General features: G+C 60.6%; 14 protein-coding genes. 4 read left to right on the top strand and 10 right to left on the bottom strand.

Annotated elements, in window-relative coordinates:
• The first annotated feature begins 67 nt into the window (after positions 1-67).
• Positions 68-832 (top strand): transporter substrate-binding domain-containing protein, encoded by a 765-nt coding sequence (locus MRK42_RS01370; protein ID WP_042025208.1) that lies wholly within the window; start codon positions 68-70, stop codon positions 830-832.
• Between the two features lie 112 nt (positions 833-944).
• On the opposite strand, the gene asnC is transcribed toward MRK42_RS01370, so the two are convergent.
• Entirely contained in the window at positions 945-1,406 is a 462-nt protein-coding gene (gene asnC / locus MRK42_RS01365; RefSeq protein WP_042025306.1) for a transcriptional regulator AsnC, read from the bottom strand.
• Between the two features lie 155 nt (positions 1,407-1,561).
• Here asnC and asnA point away from each other — a divergent pair, with 155 nt between their 5' ends.
• Positions 1,562-2,554, top strand: a complete 993-nt coding sequence (gene asnA, locus MRK42_RS01360; protein WP_354688788.1) for an aspartate--ammonia ligase — start codon at positions 1,562-1,564, stop codon at positions 2,552-2,554.
• Between the two features lie 296 nt (positions 2,555-2,850).
• On the opposite strand, the gene clpB is transcribed toward asnA, so the two are convergent.
• From clpB to rluD, 3 genes are all read right to left on the bottom strand, one after another.
• Positions 2,851-5,424, bottom strand: a complete 2,574-nt coding sequence (clpB, locus tag MRK42_RS01355; protein ID WP_354688787.1) for an ATP-dependent chaperone ClpB — start codon at positions 5,422-5,424, stop codon at positions 2,851-2,853.
• 169 nt (positions 5,425-5,593) lie between these two features.
• On the bottom strand, positions 5,594-6,331 hold the full coding sequence (gene pgeF / locus MRK42_RS01350; protein WP_354688786.1) for a peptidoglycan editing factor PgeF: 738 nt from the start codon (positions 6,329-6,331) through the stop codon (positions 5,594-5,596).
• 118 nt (positions 6,332-6,449) lie between these two features.
• Positions 6,450-7,430 (bottom strand): 23S rRNA pseudouridine(1911/1915/1917) synthase RluD, encoded by a 981-nt coding sequence (rluD, locus tag MRK42_RS01345; RefSeq protein ID WP_042072517.1) that lies wholly within the window; start codon positions 7,428-7,430, stop codon positions 6,450-6,452.
• A gap of 118 nt (positions 7,431-7,548) precedes the next feature.
• On the opposite strand from rluD, the gene MRK42_RS01340 reads away from it, so the two are divergent.
• A complete protein-coding gene (locus MRK42_RS01340; protein ID WP_042025307.1) occupies positions 7,549-8,304 on the top strand; it encodes an outer membrane protein assembly factor BamD in 756 nt (251 codons plus the stop codon).
• 92 nt (positions 8,305-8,396) lie between these two features.
• Here the strand turns inward: MRK42_RS01340 and MRK42_RS01335 are convergent, their stop codons facing one another.
• The 5 genes from MRK42_RS01335 to pntA all read right to left on the bottom strand — a co-directional run bounded on the left by MRK42_RS01335 (position 8,397) and on the right by pntA (position 16,088).
• Positions 8,397-9,725 (bottom strand): CoA-disulfide reductase, encoded by a 1,329-nt coding sequence (locus MRK42_RS01335; protein ID WP_354688785.1) that lies wholly within the window; start codon positions 9,723-9,725, stop codon positions 8,397-8,399.
• A gap of 80 nt (positions 9,726-9,805) precedes the next feature.
• Positions 9,806-11,206, bottom strand: a complete 1,401-nt coding sequence (locus tag MRK42_RS01330) for an L-cystine transporter (RefSeq protein WP_026455966.1) — start codon at positions 11,204-11,206, stop codon at positions 9,806-9,808.
• A 137-nt stretch (positions 11,207-11,343) separates the two neighbouring features.
• A complete protein-coding gene (locus MRK42_RS01325) occupies positions 11,344-12,642 on the bottom strand; it encodes an L-serine ammonia-lyase, iron-sulfur-dependent, subunit alpha (protein ID WP_354688784.1) in 1,299 nt (432 codons plus the stop codon).
• A gap of 423 nt (positions 12,643-13,065) precedes the next feature.
• Positions 13,066-14,550: a Re/Si-specific NAD(P)(+) transhydrogenase subunit beta gene (gene pntB / locus MRK42_RS01320; protein WP_042025258.1), complete on the bottom strand. Its 1,485-nt coding sequence runs from the start codon at positions 14,548-14,550 to the stop codon at positions 13,066-13,068.
• 11 nt (positions 14,551-14,561) lie between these two features.
• A complete protein-coding gene (gene pntA / locus MRK42_RS01315) occupies positions 14,562-16,088 on the bottom strand; it encodes a Re/Si-specific NAD(P)(+) transhydrogenase subunit alpha (protein ID WP_354688783.1) in 1,527 nt (508 codons plus the stop codon).
• Between the two features lie 415 nt (positions 16,089-16,503).
• Here pntA and MRK42_RS01310 point away from each other — a divergent pair, with 415 nt between their 5' ends.
• The gene (locus tag MRK42_RS01310) at positions 16,504-17,484 is read left to right on the top strand and encodes an IS5-like element IS5 family transposase (RefSeq protein ID WP_279458731.1); all 981 of its coding nucleotides are present in this window, start codon (positions 16,504-16,506) and stop codon (positions 17,482-17,484) included.
• Positions 17,485-17,794: 310 nt separating this feature from the next.
• On the opposite strand, the gene yqhD is transcribed toward MRK42_RS01310, so the two are convergent.
• On the bottom strand, positions 17,795-18,958 hold the full coding sequence (gene yqhD / locus MRK42_RS01305; protein ID WP_224210816.1) for an alcohol dehydrogenase: 1,164 nt from the start codon (positions 18,956-18,958) through the stop codon (positions 17,795-17,797).
• Positions 18,959-19,093 lie beyond the last annotated feature (135 nt).

The following is a 19,093-nucleotide window of genomic DNA, read 5'->3' as shown; positions in this document are numbered from 1 at the left end:
CCTTATAAACCAATATACTGGGAGCAGGCCCCCAACATCATCTTCCTGCGGGGTCAGGAGGCATAGTGTGCGCGTGATCCCCCTGCTGTGGCTACTCTTCCCGCTCTGGCTTAACGCCAGAGAGCTGGTGATCTGCGGCACTCTGGAAGCCCCGCTCAAGTTCATGAATGCCGCCGGGCAGCCGCAGGGGCTCGATATCGACATAGTGACCGCCATCTTTGGCAAGCTTGGGCTCCCCATCAAGATAGAACTGACCGACTCCGGTGCCCGTCTCACCCGCAATGCCGAGAGCGGTGTCTGCGATGTGGTGATGACCCACTCCTACAAGCCTGAACGAGAGAGCTATCTGCTCTATCCGCAGCAGGCACACCTGCGCCACAGCTGGCACTTTTTTGTGCGCAAGAGCGATCTGCTGACGATCCGTTATGAAACCCTGGCCGACCTCAAACCCTGGCGCATCGGCGTCACCAAAGACTTCTCCTACACCCCCGAGCTGGCCGCAGCCATGGCAGACCCAGCCTATCACTTCCAGGAAGTCACCATGAACCAGTTGCAACTGCGCAAGCTGATCGCCAATCGCATCGATGTCGTCCCCATGCCGCTGGTCACCGCCTTCGCCCAGATCCATGAGGAGAAACTCGGCGATCTGGTGGATTACCTGCCAAGGCCGCTCAAGAGCAGCCCCTACTTCAATACCTGGGCCCGTGCCCGCGCCGACGCACAGACCCCTGCCCAGATGGCCGCCTATGATAACGAACTGCTGCACATGAAGCGGGATGGCCGCCTCAAGGCCCTCTACAACAAGTACGGTATCCCCTATATCGAGCCCTGATCCCGGCCAACCAGCTTAATCAGGGCTTCACATCCCGCAAGATCGGGCTCTACAGCGAAAGCAGCGTCTCACGCGGGAGAGGGATCTCTACGCCCCTCTCATGCAACCCGACTCAAGGCTTCACGTCCCGCAGAATGGGGTTTTGCAGCGAAATGAGCGTTTCTGTGGACTGGATCTCGTCAATGGTCTGGATCTTGTTGATCAGCACGATCTGCAGCTCATCGATGGAACGGGTCATCACCTTCATGAAGATGCTGTAGTGGCCCGTGGTGTAGTAGGCCTCCACCACCTCGTCCAGCGCCTGCAGCTTGGCCAGGGCCGACGGGTAATCCTTGGCGCTCTTGAGATTGATGCCGATGAAGCAGCAGACGTCGTAACCCAGCTTCTTGGGGTTCACCTGCACCCGGGTACCCTCGATGATCCCCGCCTGCTTCATCTTCTCCACCCGCACATGGATGGTGCCCGGGCTGACCGCCAGTTGCTTGGCCAATTCGGCGTATGGGATTCGCGCATTGTCCATCAATGCGGTGAGGATGGCCTGATCGAGATTATCGATCCGATAATTTTCCGGCACTTTTTTCTACTCCCGTTGACGATCTTTCATTAAAAGCCGGCATATTTTGAAGAAAAAAACATACAAAACCTATTTTTATTATCGAATATTGAATTTAGCTTGCTGACTGTTGAAGAATCACCACATCCAACGGGGTTTGAAACAGGAATTCAGCAATGAAACAGCACTACATTCGCAGCCAACAGCAGATCAGCTTCGTCAAGGAGATGTTCTCCCGCCAACTCGCCCAACAGCTGGGTCTGATGGAGGTGCAAGCCCCCATCCTGAGCCGGGTCGGTGACGGTACCCAGGACAACCTGTCCGGCAGCGAGAATGCAGTGCAGGTCAAGGTGAAGACTCTGCCGGAGCACAGCTACGAGGTGGTGCACTCCCTGGCCAAATGGAAGCGCCAGACCCTGGGTCGCTTCGGTTTCGCGCCAGGCGAAGGGATCTACACCCACATGAAGGCCCTGCGCCCGGACGAAGACAGACTCAGCCCCATCCACTCCGTCTATGTGGATCAGTGGGACTGGGAGAAGGTGATGCCGAGCGAGCGCCGCGATCTGGCCTATCTGCAGGAAACCGTGCGCGGTATCTGGGCCGCCATCAAGGCCACCGAGCGCGCCGTCTGTGCCGAGCACGAACTGACCCCCTTCCTGCCGAGCGAAATTCAGTTCCTGCATAGCGAAGAGTTGCTGACCCGCTACCCGGATCTCGATGCCAAGGGGCGCGAGCGAGCCATCGCCAAGGAGCTGGGTGCCGTGTTCCTGATCGGCATCGGCGGAGCACTGTCCCACGGTGAGCGCCACGACGTGCGCGCCCCGGACTACGACGACTGGAGCAGCCACAGCGAGCTGGGCCTGGCGGGTCTCAACGGCGACATCCTGGTGTGGAACCCGGTGCTGGAAGACAGCTTCGAGATCTCTTCCATGGGGATCCGGGTAGACGCCGAGGCGCTGCGCCGTCAGCTCGCTATCACTGGCGACGAGGATCGCCTGCAGTACGACTGGCACCAGGATCTGCTGGCAGAGCGGATGCCCCAGACCATCGGCGGCGGTATCGGCCAATCCCGTCTGGCCATGTTGTTGCTGCAAAAGGAACATATCGGTCAGGTGCAAGTTGGTGTCTGGCCGGCCGAGATGAAGGCAGCCGTTCAGGGCATGCTGTAAAGCCAGAGTCATTTCACCTGAACCTTGTGCTGCGGCAAAGCGGGACACGGTTCAGGTTCAACAGGTGTGTGGTCATCCGGGATGAGAGAGCGCATCTCGGGCAGGCTGTAAGCAGAGCGGCCATCCTGTCCCTCTGCGAAACCGGGGCTAGCCCCTGCGACCCGCTCAACCCACGTCAGGTCGCATTGAATACATTCCTCCCGGCAATCCTAGGATTGCCGTTTTTTTATTTCCATTTCATGGATATGACAACGCCAGCCCGAGGGCTGGCGTTGTAAACACGGACAAAGGAGAGGTTACTGACACATGGTCAGGCCGTTGCTGTCGGCCCCAAGCACCAGCTTCTTGCCCGGAACGATGCGGCCGGAGAGCAGCGCCTGGGCCAGCGGGTTCTCCACCTTGTGCTGGATCGCCCGCTTGAGGGGACGCGCCCCGTAGACGGGGTCGAACCCGGCGTGAACCAGCTTGGTCAGCAGCTCCTCGGTCACCTCCACCTCGTAACCCTGGGCCTCCAGGCGGCCCATCAGGCTCTTGAGCTGGATGCGAGCGATGGACTTGATGTGCTCCTCGCCCAGCGGGTGGAACACCACGGTCTCGTCGATCCGGTTGATGAACTCGGGACGGAAGCTGCGGGTCAACACCTCCATCAGCATGGCCTTCATCTCGTCGTAGTCCTTCTCGCTGTGGTGCTCCTGGATAAGATCCGAGCCGAGGTTCGAGGTCATGATCACCACGGTATTGCGGAAGTCCACAGTGCGACCCTGACCATCGGTCAGGCGACCGTCATCCAGCACCTGCAGCAGGATGTTGAACACATCCGGATGAGCCTTCTCCACCTCGTCTAGCAGGATCACCGAATAGGGGCGACGGCGTACCGCCTCGGTGAGATAGCCCCCCTCCTCATAGCCCACGTATCCGGGAGGCGCCCCCACCAGACGGGCCACACTGTGTTTCTCCATGAACTCCGACATGTCGATGCGCACCATGGCGTCCTGGGTATCGAACAGGAACTCGGCCAGCGCCTTGCATAGCTCGGTCTTGCCCACCCCGGTGGGGCCGAGGAACAGGAAGGAGCCGATGGGACGGTTCGGGTCAGACAGCCCGGCGCGGGAGCGGCGGATGGCGTTGGAGACGGCGTCGACTGCCTCCTCCTGACCGATCACCCGGCTGTGCAGCTGATCTTCCATCCGCAGCAGTTTCTCGCGCTCACCTTCCAGCATGCGAGCGACCGGAATCCCGGTCCAGCGCGCCAGCACATCCGCAATCTCCACATCGGTGACCCGGTTGCGCAGCAGGCTGGTCTCCTGCATCTCCGCCTGGGTGGCGAGATCCAGTTGCTTCTCCAGCTCGGGAATTCGGCCGTACTGCAGCTCGGACATGCGGCCCAGATCCCCGGCGCGGCGTGCCACTTCCAGATCCTGACGGGCCTGCTCCAGCGCCGCCTTGATGTGCTGGGTGCCGGCGAGGGCCGCCTTCTCGGCCTTCCACACCTCTTCCAGCTCGTTGTATTCCCTATCCTTTTCGCCGATCTCCTGATTGATGAGCTCCAGACGCTTGCGGCTGGCGTCGTCGTCCTCCTTCATCAGCGCCTGCTGTTCGAGTTTCAGCTGGATGATGCGCCGCTCGAGACGATCAAGAGACTCGGGCTTGGAGTCGATCTGCAGCCGGATGCTGGCAGCCGCTTCGTCAATGAGGTCAATGGCCTTGTCCGGCAGCTGGCGATCCGCGATGTAGCGGTGGGACAGCTGGGCCGCCGCCACGATGGCAGGGTCGGTGATCTGCACATGGTGGTGCAGCTCGTAACGCTCTTTCAGGCCGCGCAGGATGGCGATGGTGTCCTCCACGCTCGGCTCCTCCACCAACACCTTCTGGAAGCGACGCTCCAGCGCGGCATCCTTCTCGATGAACTGGCGATACTCATCCAGGGTGGTGGCCCCGACGCAGTGCAGCTCGCCACGGGCCAGCGCAGGTTTCAGCATGTTGCCCGCATCCATGGCCCCCTCGCCCTTGCCGGCGCCGACCATGGTGTGCAGCTCGTCGATGAAGAGGATGACGTTGCCCTCCTCCTTGGCGAGATCGTTCAGCACGGCTTTGAGCCGCTCCTCGAACTCGCCGCGGTACTTGGCACCGGCCACCAAGGCCCCCATGTCGAGCGACAATACCCGTTTGTTCTTGAGCCCTTCCGGCACTTCGCCGTTGACGATGCGCTGGGCCAACCCCTCGACGATGGCGGTCTTGCCGACGCCGGGGGCGCCGATCAGCACGGGGTTGTTCTTGGTGCGGCGCTGCAGCACCTGGATGGTGCGGCGAATTTCGTCATCGCGGCCGATCACCGGGTCGAGCTTGCCGATCTCGGCCCGCTCGGTGAGATCGATGGTGTACTTCTCCAGCGCCTGGCGGTTCTCCTCGGCGTTGGCGTCGTCCACCTTCTTGCCACCGCGCACCTTGTCGATGGCGGCTTCCAGTTTCTCCTTGGTCAGCCCCTGGGCGCGCAGCAGCTCGCCGAGGGTCCCCTTCTCGTCGAGGGCCGCCAGCACAAAGAGTTCGGACGAGATGAACTGATCCTTGCGCTGCTGGGCCAGCTTGTCACAGACATTGAGCAGCCGGCCGAGGCCATTGGACAGTTGCACGTCCCCTTCCACACCACTGACGCGAGGCAGGCGATCGAGCTCTTCACCCAGGCGCGAGCGCAGGGCATTGATATCCATCCCGGTCAGGGTCAGCAGCGGACGAATGGAACCGCCATCCTGGTTGACCAGGGCAGACATCAGATGGACGGGTTCGATAAATTGATGGTCACGACCCAGTGCCAGAGACTGGGCATCGGAAATAGCAATCTGGAATTTGCTGGTCAGGCGATCGAGGCGCATTGCACTCCCCCTTCAAACAGACGCCGCGTGCGCGGCAAACAACATAACTTTCTGAGATGAAAGATGAGGCCCGTACGGACTATTTCAAGGGGCAGGGGTGGTTATTTTTTCTTCAAATGAGGGATTAACAAGATCCCGGCCCCCTCATGAGGAGGGAGCCGGTGAAGCTTTACTCGGCGAGCCAGATAATCGAGGCCATGCGGCCGGTCTGGCCGTCACGACGGTAGGAGTAGAATTGCTCCCCATCGCTGAAGGTGCAGCAGCCACCGCCATAGACGGCGGTCACACCGGCGCGGGCGAGGCGCAGTCGGGCCAGCTGGTAGATATCCGCCAGCCATTTTCCCTCGTTGGGCGAAGGGACGAACGCGGCCGCCGCCTCGGCTTGTTCCACCATGAAGGCCTCGCGCACCTCGCCACCCACCTCGAAGGCTTGCGGGCCGATGGCCGGGCCGAGCCAGGCCAGGATCTCGGCAGGCTCGCAGCCCATGGCCGCGATGCTCGCCTCCAGTACACCAGCATGCAGTCCGCGCCAACCGGCATGGGCGGCGGCCACCCGGGTGCCGGCACGATCGCAGAACAGCACAGGCAGGCAGTCGGCGGTCATCACGATACAGGCCAGCCCCGCCTCATGGGCACAGGCGGCGTCAGCATCTGGCGCACTCTCATACTGATGGCTGACCGGATGAACGACGATACCATGCACCTGATTGAGCCAGTTCAGTGGCCCGGGGATCACGGCCTCCTGTTGCAGGCGGGCCCGATTGGCCTCGACTCGCGCCATTTCATCGCCAACATGGGCCCCCAGGTTGAGACCGGCGAAGACCCCTTCACTTACGCCCCCGTCCCGGGTGGTCGAGAGGGCCCGGATATGAGCCGGTGCCGGCCAGTCGGGTTCAATCCATTTCATCTGTGGCTCCTTTTGCATTCGTTCATATAGAAACGGGGCCCCTGGCTACAAGTCAAGGGGCCCCGTTTCGGCAGGAGGCAGCGCGACAATCGGCGTCAGCCCGTCCCCGCCCTCTTCATCATTTCCAGACCAGCTCGTCCGGGTTGGCCAGGGTGTCGGCGCGCAGCACTTCCATCAACTCCACCATGTCCTGGGGCGTGGGAGAGTGCCATTGCATCACCTCACCGGTGATGGGGTGGGCCAGCTGCAGCATGGTGGCGTGCAGGGCCTGACGGTGGAAGTTGCGCAGTGCCTGAGTCAGTTCCGGGGTGGCGTTGCGCAGCGGGCGCAGACGACCACCGTAGGCGGGATCGCCCACCAGCGGGTGCTTGATGTGGGCCATGTGCACACGGATCTGGTGGGTACGACCGGTTTCCAGACGCAGACGCAGACGGGTGTGACCACGGAACTTCTCGTGTACCCGGTAGTGGGTGACGGAGGGGCGGCCATTGGGCACCACGGCCATGTGGGTACGCTGGGTCGGGTGACGGCCGATGGGCGCATCGACGGTACCGCCGGCGGTCATGTGACCGATGGCGATCGCCTCGTATTCACGAGTGATCTGACGCGCCTGCAACGCTTCCACCAGGTGGGTCTGGGCCGGTACCGTCTTGGCCACTACCATCAGGCCTGTGGTGTCTTTATCCAGACGGTGGACGATGCCGGCACGGGGCACCTCGGCAATGCCGGGGTAACGGTGCAGCAGGGCATTGAGGATGGTGCCATCCGGCGTGCCTGCCCCCGGGTGAACAACCAAGCCGGCCGGCTTGTCGATCACCAGAATATGTTCATCTTCGTAAACGATGTTGAGCTCGATATCCTGCGCATCGAAGCGGGTATCGTCTGCCAGTTCGACATTCACATGCACCTTCTGCCCGGCCAGAATTTTCTCGCGCGGGGTGTTGGCAACCTGACCATCCAGGGTCACTCTGTCCTGTAAAATCCACTCCTTGATACGAGTACGGGAGTAGTCTGGAAACATTTCAGCCAGGGCCTGATCGAGTCGCTGCCCGAATTGGTGATCCTGGAATTCGCCTGTCAGTTCAATATGCTGGCTCATGTAAGGTCTCTTGAGCGGGGGGGTGTTAATTCGAAATAATCCGGGTATTCTAGCTTTTCTTTTAGCCAAGCATAACGGATACTTTGCCAATTTCGTGGAAATGGACCGGATGTTGTTGATGGGAAAGAAGTCTCACCTGCTGATGTCGCTCGCCTTGGTCGCTACCTTGATCACAGGCTGTTCCAGCACCAAACCCAAGGTACCCGACGAGCCGCCGGAGACCCTGTACCAGAAAGCACGGCTGAAACTGGACGTGGGCAACTACGTGCAGGCCACCGAATTGCTGGAAGCGCTGGACTCGCGCTATCCGTTCGGTGCCTACTCCAACCAGGTGCAGCTCGACCTCATCTATGCCTACTACAAGCAGGATGACACTGCCCAGGCGATCGCCAATATCGACCGCTTCATCCGTCTGAATCCGGCGCACAAGAACATCGATTACGTCTTCTATATGCGCGGTCTGACCAACATGGCGGCGGACTACAACTTCTTCCAGGATATGTTCGGGATCGACCGGGACGACAAGGACCCGGCCTATGCCCGTCAGGCATTCCAGGACTTCAAGACCCTGCTGCAGAACTACCCCAATAGCCAGTACGCCGCCGATGCCCGTGCCCGCATGGTCGGTCTGAAGAACCGTCTGGCCCGCTACGACCTGAGCGTCGCCGAGTACTATGTGAAGCGCGATGCCCTGGTAGCCGCCGCCAACCGGGCCAAGCAAGTCGTCGAGACCTACCCCGACACCGCCGAAACCGAAAAGGCACTGGAGATCATGGTCAAGGCCTACGACACCCTGAACATGCCGACCCTGGCCAAACATGCCCGGGAAGTGCTGGCGGAAAACTATCCGAAGAATCGTCTCGGCCGCAGCTGAGCAGCAAACTTCCAATGAAAAACCGGAGCCACTGGCTCCGGTTTTTTTATGGGTGATGGTCACCAGGAGTCTTCCTGCCAGAAAGACAAGCCTTACTTGGCGACATTGCCCGCCACGTTGAGCACATCCCAGGTACGGGAGAAGGGCGGCGCGTAGGCAAAGTCGAGCATGCCAAGCTGCTCCGTGGTGACTCCCATGGTGATGGCGACCGCCAGGGCGTCAATGCGGTGCACAGCCCCCTTGCGACCCAGGATCTGGCCACCCAGCAGGCGCTTGCTACCCGCTTCATAGATCAGTTTGACGTGGATGTCGGACTGGCCCGGGCAGTAGTTGGTGTGGCACTTGTCCTTGATCACCACGGTGCGATAGTCGATGCCAAGCTGCTGCGCCTCTTTCTCGGAGAGACCGGTACGCCCCGCCTCCAGTCCCAGCACCTGAAGCGCGGCCGAGCCCAGGGTGCCCGGGAAAGCATGCTCGGCGCCCGCCAGGTTCTCGCCTACCATGCGGCCCAGCTTGTTGGCAATGGTTGCAAGTGGCACATAGACTTGCTGCTGTTTCACGCTGTGCCAGACGCTGGCGCAGTCACCGGCGGCCCAGACGTTTGGCAGCGAGGTACGGCCCTGGCGATCCACCTCGATGGCGCCATTACCCAGACGCGCGATGCCGGTGTCGGCCAGAAACTCGGTGTTGGGCTTGACCCCGGTGCAGACCACCACGATATCGGCCTCGTACTCGCCATGGCTGGTGCGCACACCGGTCACCCGGCCCTCTCCCAGCAGGGCTTCTACCCGCTCGCCGAGATGGAGGGACACCCCCTGCTCGCGCAACTCGGTTTCGATATGCTGGGTGATCTCCTCATCAAACGCCTCCGGGATGACCCGCTCGGCCAGCTCGATAAGGCGCACCTCCTTGCCCTGATGCACCAGCGCCTCGACCACCTCCAGCCCGATAAAGCCGGATCCGATCACCAGGGCACGGGTGTTGGCCTTGTCCTGCACGGCAGCCTTGAGGGCCAGCCCGTCGGCCATCCGGCGCAGGCCGAATACACCTTGCTGCTGCAGACCGGGAATGGGAGGCATCACCTCGCGAGCACCGGTGGCGATCATCAGGCGATCGTAACGGTCGCTGAAGGTGTCGCCCTTGTGCTCCACCAGCAGGGTCTGGGTTGCAGCATCGACGCTCTGCACCCGGTGGCCGGTCTTGACCTCGATCCCCTTGGCGGCGAACTGCGCCGGAGTGAATTCGGCCATGTAGCCCGGCTCCTGGAACTCGTCCCCCACGAAGTAGGGCAGGCCGCAGGCGCCGAAGGAGATCACCTCGGAGGCCTCGTAGACGACGATCTCGGCGTCCTTTGCCAGGCGGCGAGCCTTGGCCGCCGCGCTCATACCGGCGGCTTCGCCACCGATGATCAGGATTCTCATGCTATTTCCTCGCAATGACGCAGGGAGGGCGAACCCTCCCTGTGATGAATGGCGGGAAGGCTTCCCCTCCCCGCTGCGGATCAGATGGTGGACTCTTCGCCGTCCAGGCTCACTTCATGGTCGCTGTTGAACACCGCCATGTCGGTCTGCCCCAGCACGCGGCTGGTGATGGTCCCGGCGGTGATGGAGCCTGAGACATTGAGGGCGGTGCGGCCCATGTCGATCAGCGGCTCGATGGAGATGAGCAAGCCCGCCAGCGCCACCGGGAAATCCAGAGCGGAGAGCACGATCAGCGCGGCGAAGGTGGCCCCGCCGCCGATCCCCGCCACCCCGAAGGAGCTGACGGTGATGATGGCGATGAGCGTCATGATGAAACCGGGATCCAAAGGGTCAATCCCCACGGTCGGCGCTATCATCACCGCCAGCATGGCCGGGTAGATGCCGGCGCAGCCGTTCTGACCGATGGTGGAACCGAAGGAGGCGGCAAAGTTGGCGATCCCCTCCGGAATACCCAGCGACTTGGTCTGGGTCTGCACGTTCATCGGGATGGAGCCCGCACTGGTGCGCGAGGTGAAGGCAAACGCCAGCACCGGGGTGATCTTCTTCAGGTAGCGCATCGGGTTGATCCCCACCAGGCTCACCAGCAGCAGGTGCACGGCGAACATGATGGCGATGGCGCCGTAGGAGGCGAGCACGAAGTTGAGCAGGTTCAGGATGTCGGCATAGTTGGAGCCGGACACCACCTTGGTCATCAGGGCCAGCACGCCAAACGGGGTCAGACGCAGTACCAGGGTCACCATGCGCATCACGATGGCGTGAGCCACGGCGATGAAGTGGCTGAAACTCTCGAAGATCTCCGGTTTCTTGCGGGCGATGCCGGTGGCCGACAGGCCGATGAAGATGGAGAAGATCACCACGGCGATGGTGGAGGTCTTGCGTGCCCCCGTCATGTCGAGGAAGGGGTTGGCCGGGATAAACTCCAGCACCATCTTGGCAAACGACATGCTTTCAACCGAGCCCAGGGTGGTCTGCAACGCAGCACCACGGGCGCTCTCGGCGGCCCCGGCGGTCAGCCCTTCGGCGGTCAGACCGAACAGGTTGGACATCAGGATGCCCGCCCCGGCGGCGATCATGGTGGTGAAGATCAGCACTCCTATGGTCATGGCGCTGATCTTGCCAAGGGCGGTGCCGCCATTGAGCTTGAGGATGGCGCTGATGATGGAGACCATGATGAGCGGAATGATGATCATCTGCAGCAGCTTCACATAGCCGCTGCCGACAATATCCAGATAGTCGATGGTCTGGGTAATCACTCCCGACCCCGTGCCGTAGAGCAGTTGCAGGGCCGCCCCGAACAGGATACCGAGCCCCAGGCCCGCAAAGACCCGGCGGGTGAAGCTCACGTGTTTTTGCTGCAACCGGTAGAGGAAGAGCAGCAAGAGGGCCGCAATGGCCAGATTGCCGATAACGCTAAGTGTCATGTGATGACTCCCCAAAAAGCGGGCCGTGCCCGAGAAACGAGAGCAGGCCTCATGCCTGCCCTGGCAACCTTGCGGTCAGACGGCGTAACCGTCATGACATGAACAAGGGGGTCTTGCTGCCCCCTTTGTTCGCAAACTTATGACTTCTGCTTGGCGCGCATGATGTTGATGATTTCGATATCTGTGTCCAGCATCCCCTGTTTGGAGAGCTGCCCCAGGTTGGCGATGGTCTGATCCACGTCGTCAGAGACGATCCCCTCGCTCTGGGGAACGCGCAGGTTGTTGATGGCCATCAGCGACGACTTCACTGCCGCCGAGGTGGAAGTGGAAACCTTCATGGAACAGGCGCTGCCGGCGCCGTCACAGATGATGCCGGAGACATCGCCAATCATGTTGTTGATGCAGTGGCTGATCTGCTCGAACTGACCGCCCAGCAGCCAGGTGATGGCAGCCCCCGACCCCATGGCGGCGGTGCTGGCGGCGCACAGGGCTGACAGCTTGTTCTGATAGGTCTTGATGTAGATGGCCACCAGATGGCTCATCACCAGGGCGCGGGTGAGCTGCTCGTCGCTCACATTGAGGAAGCGGGCGGCGGCAACCACCGGCATGGTGGCGGCGATGCCCTGGTTGCCAGAGCCCGAGTTGGACATGGCGGGCAGCATGGCGCCATCCATCCGCGCATCGGAGGCGGCGGAAGAGAGGCGCATGGCCAGCGTCATCAGATCGTCGGAGAGCAGCTTGCGCTCCACCTGCTCGGTGAGGATCTTGCCGATGCGCAGGCCGTAACCCTGCAACCCTTCGTCCGCCAGGGCCTGGTTCATCGAGGCAGCCTCGCGGATGAAGTCGATATCGGCAAGGGGCACCTGCAGGGCAAAGTCGACGATCTCGCGCAGGCTCATAGTGGGCTTGTCGGCCTTGGCGGGCTGGATCTGCACGCCCGGAGCACTGTCTTGCGCCATCAGCACCTCGCCATCCTTCTCCATCAGGATGATGCGGGTGTGATCGGTGCAGATCACCACCCGGGCGCTGTGGCCGTCTACTTTCGCCAGCACCTCGGCGTAGAGGACGTCAGGCACATCCTTCACATCCACCTTGATGGTCGGCAGCAGTCCCTTGGCCGCCTCGACCTGCTCGGTGGTGAGACCCTTGAGCACCTCCAGTCCGGCATCCGGATTACCACCCGTGATGCCGACGGCCGCCGCGACAGGCAGGCCTATCATGCCGGTGCCGGGTACCCCGACCCCCATGCCGTTCTTGAACAGGTTGCCGCTGACCCAGACGTTGACGCGGGTCGGCACCTGCCCCAGCAACTTGCGGCAGTTGGCAGCGGCCAGCGCCACCGACATGGGTTCGGTGCAGCCCAGAGCCGGCACCACTTCACGCTTGAGCAGGGTAATAAAGTCGGTCCATTGTGCGTTCATTGCTGTATGTCTCATCTTCGTGGTGCCCGCGGGGCAATCTCGATTGTTCGTGGCCACCGCCATGCGGCGAGCCTGATAAAGAGTATGGTTGCTGATGTCAGGTGATCTCTTGGCCTGCCTGGCCGGAATGCGGATTAACATTCGTCCCCTGGTGGTGGCAGCGACCACGACATACGCCATCCGGGTCAGCCCAGCATAGTCAACCAAAGTTGACTTTACGCCCAATGTATTCAACTAATGTTGAGCCACATCCCCTTTTTGCACGCCATTATGCCCGCCTTTGTATAAAGTGCGACAAAATGTGAAGCATTACACATTTCACTCTGCAAAAAACTTAAAACTCAGCATAAAAATTCGCTCACGTACAGGGTGTTCGGATTGCCCCCGGCAATAAAAAAGGAGGCCGAAGCCTCCTTTTATTCGTTTTCTGACAGGCACTTACAGTGCTTTCAGGATAGCCTCGACGCTGGCCTTGGCATCGCCGAACAGCATCTGGGTGTTCTCCTTGAAGAACAGCGGGTTCTGCACACCGGCATAACCGGTATTCATGGAACGCTTGAAGCCGATGACGTTTTGCGCCTTCCACACTTCCAGCACCGGCATACCGGCGATGGGGCTGCCCGGATCTTCCATGGCGGCCGGGTTGACGGTGTCGTTGGCACCGATCACCAGTACGGTATCGGTATCGCTGAAGTCTTCGTTGATCTCGTCCATTTCCAGCACGATGTCGTACGGGACCTTGGCTTCCGCCAGCAGCACGTTCATGTGACCAGGCAGACGACCGGCCACCGGGTGGATACCGAAGCGCACCTTGACGCCGCGGTCACGCAGCTTCTGGGTGATCTCGGCCACCGGATACTGGGCCTGCGCCACCGCCATGCCGTAGCCCGGGGTGATGATGACGGAGCTGGAGCTCTTGAGCAGCTCGGCCACGTCTTCGGCGCTGGTCTCGCGATATTCGCCCATCTCCTGGTCGCCGCTGGAGGCAACGCCGTCGGAGCCGAAGCCACCGGCGATCACGGAGATGAAGGAGCGGTTCATCGCTTTACACATGATGTAGGACAGGATGGCACCGGAGGAACCCACCAGGGCACCGGTGACGATCAGCAGGTCATTGGAGAGCATAAAGCCCGCCGCCGCCGCCGCCCAACCGGAGTAGGAGTTCAGCATGGAGACCACGACCGGCATGTCGGCGCCGCCGATGGAGGCAACCAGGTGCCAGCCGAAGGCAAACGCGATCAGGGTCATCACCAGCAGGGCGAAGGTGGAGCCACCCGCGTTGACGAAGTAGATCATCAGCAGCACAGAGACCACCACGGCCAGCAGGTTCAGCTTGTGGCGATGCGGCAGCATCAGCGGCTTGGAGGAGATGAGACCACGCAGCTTGCCGAACGCCACCACGGAGCCGGTGAAGGTCACCGCACCGATGAAGACGCCCAGGAACACTTCAACCAGGTGGATGTTCAGCATGGCGCCGGTCAGGTGCTCGACCTGGGCGACGCTGGCCGCCTGTTCGAACGCCGCACGGGCGGCCGCCAGGGTGGCGTCCAGGTTGGAGGTGATGGGCACCACCACCTCGGCCGGGGCCGACGGGTGCAGATCGATGAAACTGTTGAAGCCCACCAGCACCGCTGCCATACCGACGAAGCTGTGCAGCACGGCCACCAGCTCGGGCATCTCGGTCATCTCGACCTTGAGTGCCAGACGCACGCCAATGGCACCGCCGATCACCATGGCCAGAATGATCCAGTGGACACCACTGGTCTCCGGGTTGAACACGGTGGCGAGCAGGGCGATGGCCATACCCGCGATACCGAACAGGTTGCCATGCTTGGCCGTCTCTTGCTTCGACAGTCCCGCGAGACTGAGGATGAAGAGCACGGCGGCAACGATATAGGATGCTGTTACCAGTCCTTGAGACACGTTAAACCCCCTTAATCCTTACGGAACATCTTCAGCATGCGCTGAGTGACGGTGAAACCGCCGAAGATGTTGATACTGGCAATCAGCACGGCAATAAACGCCAGCGCGGTGACCAGGGTCGACCCTTGCCCGATCTGCAGCAGGGCACCGACCACGATAATGCCGGAGATGGCATTGGTGACCGACATCAGCGGCGTGTGCAGGGCGTGAGAGACGTTCCACACCACGTAGTAACCGACCACGCACGCCAGAACGAACACGGTGAAGTGAGAGAGGAACGCGGCCGGCGCCACGGCAGCCACCCAGCCAAAGGCGGCGATGCCCAGGGCACCCCAGACAAATTTCTTGTTGGAGGGCTTGGCCTCTTCCTTCTTCGCGGCCGGTTTGGCAGCTACCGGCTTCTGCGGAGCAGCAGAGACGGAGATGGCGGGCGGCGGGAAGGTCACTTCACCGGCCTGGATCACCGTCATGTTGCGCTGTACCACGTCTTCGAAGTTGATGGCGACGTTGCCGTCCTTCTCCTTGCACATCAGCTTCATCAGGTTCACCAGGTTGGTACCGTAAAGCTGGGAGGATTGGGCAGGCAGACGACCCGGCAGATCGGTATAGCCGATCACCTTGACACCACGATCGGTGACGTGCAGCTGGCCCGGCACAGTGTATTCGCAGTTGCCACCGGCCTGAGCGGCCATGTCCACGATCACCGAGCCCGGCTTCATGCTGTCGACCATCTCTTTGGTGATCAGCTTGGGGGCCGGCTTGCCCGGGATCAGGGCGGTGGTGATGATGATGTCCACCTCTTTAGCCTGCTGGGCGAACAGCTCCATCTCGGCCTTGATGAACTCTTCGCTCATCACCTTGGCATAACCATCGCTGGAGGAGCCATCCTCGCCACCGAAGTCCAGCTTGAGGAATTCCCCACCCATGGATTCGATCTGCTCGGCCACTTCCAGACGGGTGTCGAACGCACGCACGATGGCGCCGAGGGAGCCGGCAGTACCGATGGCGGCCAGACCGGCCACACCGGCACCGATCACCAGCACCTTGGCGGGCGGGACCTTACCGGCAGCGGTGATTTGACCGGTGAAGAAGCGGCCGAACTCGTGAGCGGCCTCCACCACGGCGCGATAGCCACCGATGTTGGCCATCGAGGAGAGGGCATCGAGAGACTGGGCACGGGAGATCCGCGGCACCATGTCCATCGCCATCACATTGATGTTGCGCTCGGACAGCTTCTTGACCAGCTCGGGGTTCTGGGCGGGCCAGATGAAGCTCACCAGAGTGGCACCATCCTTAATTTGTGCGATCTCGGCATCGGTCGGCGCGTTGACCTTGAAGATAAGGTCGGCTTGCCAGACATTCGGCACCACGCTGGCACCGGCCACCTCGAAGGCAGCATCATCGAAGCTGGCCAACTGGCCTGCGCCAGACTCGATGGCGACCTCGAAGCCGAGCTTTTTCAGCTGCTCGACGGTAGCCGGGGTCGCTGCGACCCGGGTTTCACCGGCGAGACTCTCTCTCGGTATTCCAATCTGCATGACTATTCCCTGATGGTTAATAAACAATCGCTGCCCAGTGTCTCATTTCTGACGAAACAAGACAGGACCAAAGTGCAGGTCCAGGGCTCTTTGTTATGAAAATCAGTAGGCTTTACCGCAACCTCCTGTCATGGTCAGGCCCCCGCTTTTCAGGCGCGAAGGTGATTAGTATCAAATTTTGGAGTTTTATTACAACCGCAGTCCCGACAGCGCTCGTACAGAATTCAGCCCATCCCTGGTCGCGATTAAAAAAAACAAACCAAATTAGAGGCTTATACCAGTAAAAACGGCTGAAAAAAGTGATCCAACCAGTCAAAAAAAATGTTTTACCGGCCCTCTATCTTAGGGAAGGTGCGAACAAGTCTGTGATATGAGATCATAATGTTCATCCGGAGCCGCATTTCCGAGGGCCATCATGAGTCATCAACTCACCTTCGCCGACAGTGAATTCAGCAGTAAGCGCCGTCAGACCAGAAAAGAGATTTTCTTGTCCCGCATGGAGCAGATTCTGCCATGGCAAAACATGGTGGAAGTCATCGAGCCGTTTTACCCCAAGGCTGGTAATGGCCGGCGACCTTATCCGCTGGAAACCATGCTACGCATTCACTGCATGCAGCATTGGTACAACCTGAGCGATGGCGCGATGGAAGATGCTCTGTACGAAATCGCCTCCATGCGTCTGTTTGCCCGGTTATCCCTGGATAGCGCCTTGCCGGACCGCACCACCATCATGAATTTCCGCCACCTGCTGGAGCAGCATCAACTGGCCCGCCAATTGTTCAAGACCATCAATCGCTGGCTGGCCGAAGCAGGCGTCATGATGACTCAAGGCACCTTGGTCGATGCCACCATCATTGAGGCACCCAGCTCGACCAAGAACAAAGAGCAGCAACGCGATCCGGAGATGCATCAGACCAAGAAAGGCAATCAGTGGCACTTTGGCATGAAGGCCCACATTGGTGTCGATGCCAAGAGTGGCCTGACCCACAGCCTAGTCACCACCGCGGCCAACGAGCATGACCTCAATCAGCTGGGTAATCTGCTGCATGGAGAGGAGCAATTTGTCTCAGCCGATGCCGGCTACCAAGGGGCGCCACAGCGCGAGGAGCTGGCCGAGGTGGATGTGGACTGGCTGATCGCCGAGCGCCCCGGCAAGGTAAGAACCTTGAAACAGCATCCACGCAAGAACAAAACGGCCATCAACATCGAATACATGAAAGCCCGCATCCGGGCCAAAGTGGAGCACCCGTTTCGCATCATCAAGCGGCAGTTCGGCTTCGTGAAAGCCAGATACAAGGGGCTACAGAAAAACGATAACCAACTGGCGATGTTATTCACCCTGGCCAACCTGTTTCGGGTGGACCAGATGATACGTCAGTGGGAGAGATCTCACTAAAAACCGGAAATAACGCCAGGAATGGCGAAAAAACGGCCTAAATAGGCTAATTCGAGGTGTTTACGGGAGAACAATCGGCCCGGATCCGCGAAATTTTAATCAGCGAGCCAGCTTGGGAAGAAATGACCTGCTTATTCGCACTTTCCTTAGCGTTTTTTGTTATTATGAAATCCGGCCGTGTCTCATTTTTCGCAACGAAATGCCATAAAGTAACAATTTAATAACGAAAGAGGGCCGTCCGACCGCCAAATGGCGGGCGTCGGCCCCACGTATTCAATCGTTTCGCGCAGATGATGGTAAGGGTATGCCGTTACCAGGCGGCTTCATAAATATGCTGACTCTGCACCAGGTCGATGTCGCCGTGCTCGCCGAGTCGGGTCATGCCGTGCTCCGCCAGTTTGCCCAGCAAGGCATCGATGTCGAGCGAACCCAGATCGTAATCCCGCAGCCGGGTCTTGAGCCCCATCCGGGTGAAGAAGTCGCGGGTGGCGGCAATGGCCCCGTCGATGCGCTCCACTTCGCTGCCCTCGCGCAGATCCCACACCCGCTCGGCGTATTGCAGCAGCTTGGCGTGTTTCTGCTCGCGTTTGGCCTCGAGCAGGGCAGGCAGCACTACCGCTAGGGTCTGGGCATGATCCAGGCCATAGAGGGCAGTGAGCTCGTGACCCAGCATGTGAGTGGCCCAGTCATGGGGCACGCCGGCGCCGATCAGGCCGTTGAGGGCCATGGTGGCACTCCACATGATGTTGGCGCGCACGTCGTAGTTTTCCGGCTCGGCCAGCGCCTTGGGCCCCTCCTCGATCAGAGTCAGCAGCAGCCCTTCGGCGAAACGATCCTGCACCTTGGCGTTGACCGGGTAGGTGAGGTACTGCTCCAGAATGTGGATGAAGGCATCCACCACGCCGTTCGCCACCTGACGCGCCGGCAAGGTATAGGTGAGCACGGGGTCGAGCACGGCGAAGCGCGGCATCACGAAGGGGGAGAAGAAGTGCTGCTTGTCGCCGGTGCGCTTGCGAGTGATGACGGCCCCCATGTTCATCTCGGAGCCGGTGGCAGGCAGAGTCAGCACAGTGCCTAGCGGGATAGCGGAACGCACCTCGCTGCCGACCGTCTCGAGAATGTGCCAGGGATCCCTGGCCGGATCGTAAGGGGTGGCTGCAGCGATAAATTTGGTGCCATCCAGCACGGAACCGCCACCGACAGCGAGCAGGAAGTCGACCTTCTCGGCACGGGCCAGTTCGACCGCGCCCATCAGGGTCTCGTAGGCGGGGTTGGGCTCGATGCCACCGAACTCGAACAGGGTCATGCCCGCCAGTTCAGTGCGGATCTGCGCCAGCAGGCCGCTGCGCACCACGCTGCCACCACCATAGGTGATGAGGACGCGGGCATCGGCGGGAAGCTGCTCGCGCAGTTGGGCGATCTGGCCCTTGCCAAACAGGACCTTGGTCGGGGTATGCAGGGTAAAGTTGTTCATCGGTATCACCTTCTCTGACAGCTGTGCGGCAGGGCCGCGAAATCATGATTGCATTTTTCTCCTGAACAGCCATACCATCAAGGTCACATCCTGCTTTTTTATTGCCTATTTCTGCAAGCGCACCAATTTAAAGAA

Source organism: Aeromonas sp. 19NY04SH05-1, from assembly GCF_040581895.1.
Classification (GTDB): Bacteria; Pseudomonadota; Gammaproteobacteria; order Enterobacterales; family Aeromonadaceae; genus Aeromonas; species Aeromonas enteropelogenes.
Note: the sequence above shows the minus strand (reverse complement) of the source record. Positions and strands in the feature narration are given on the sequence as shown.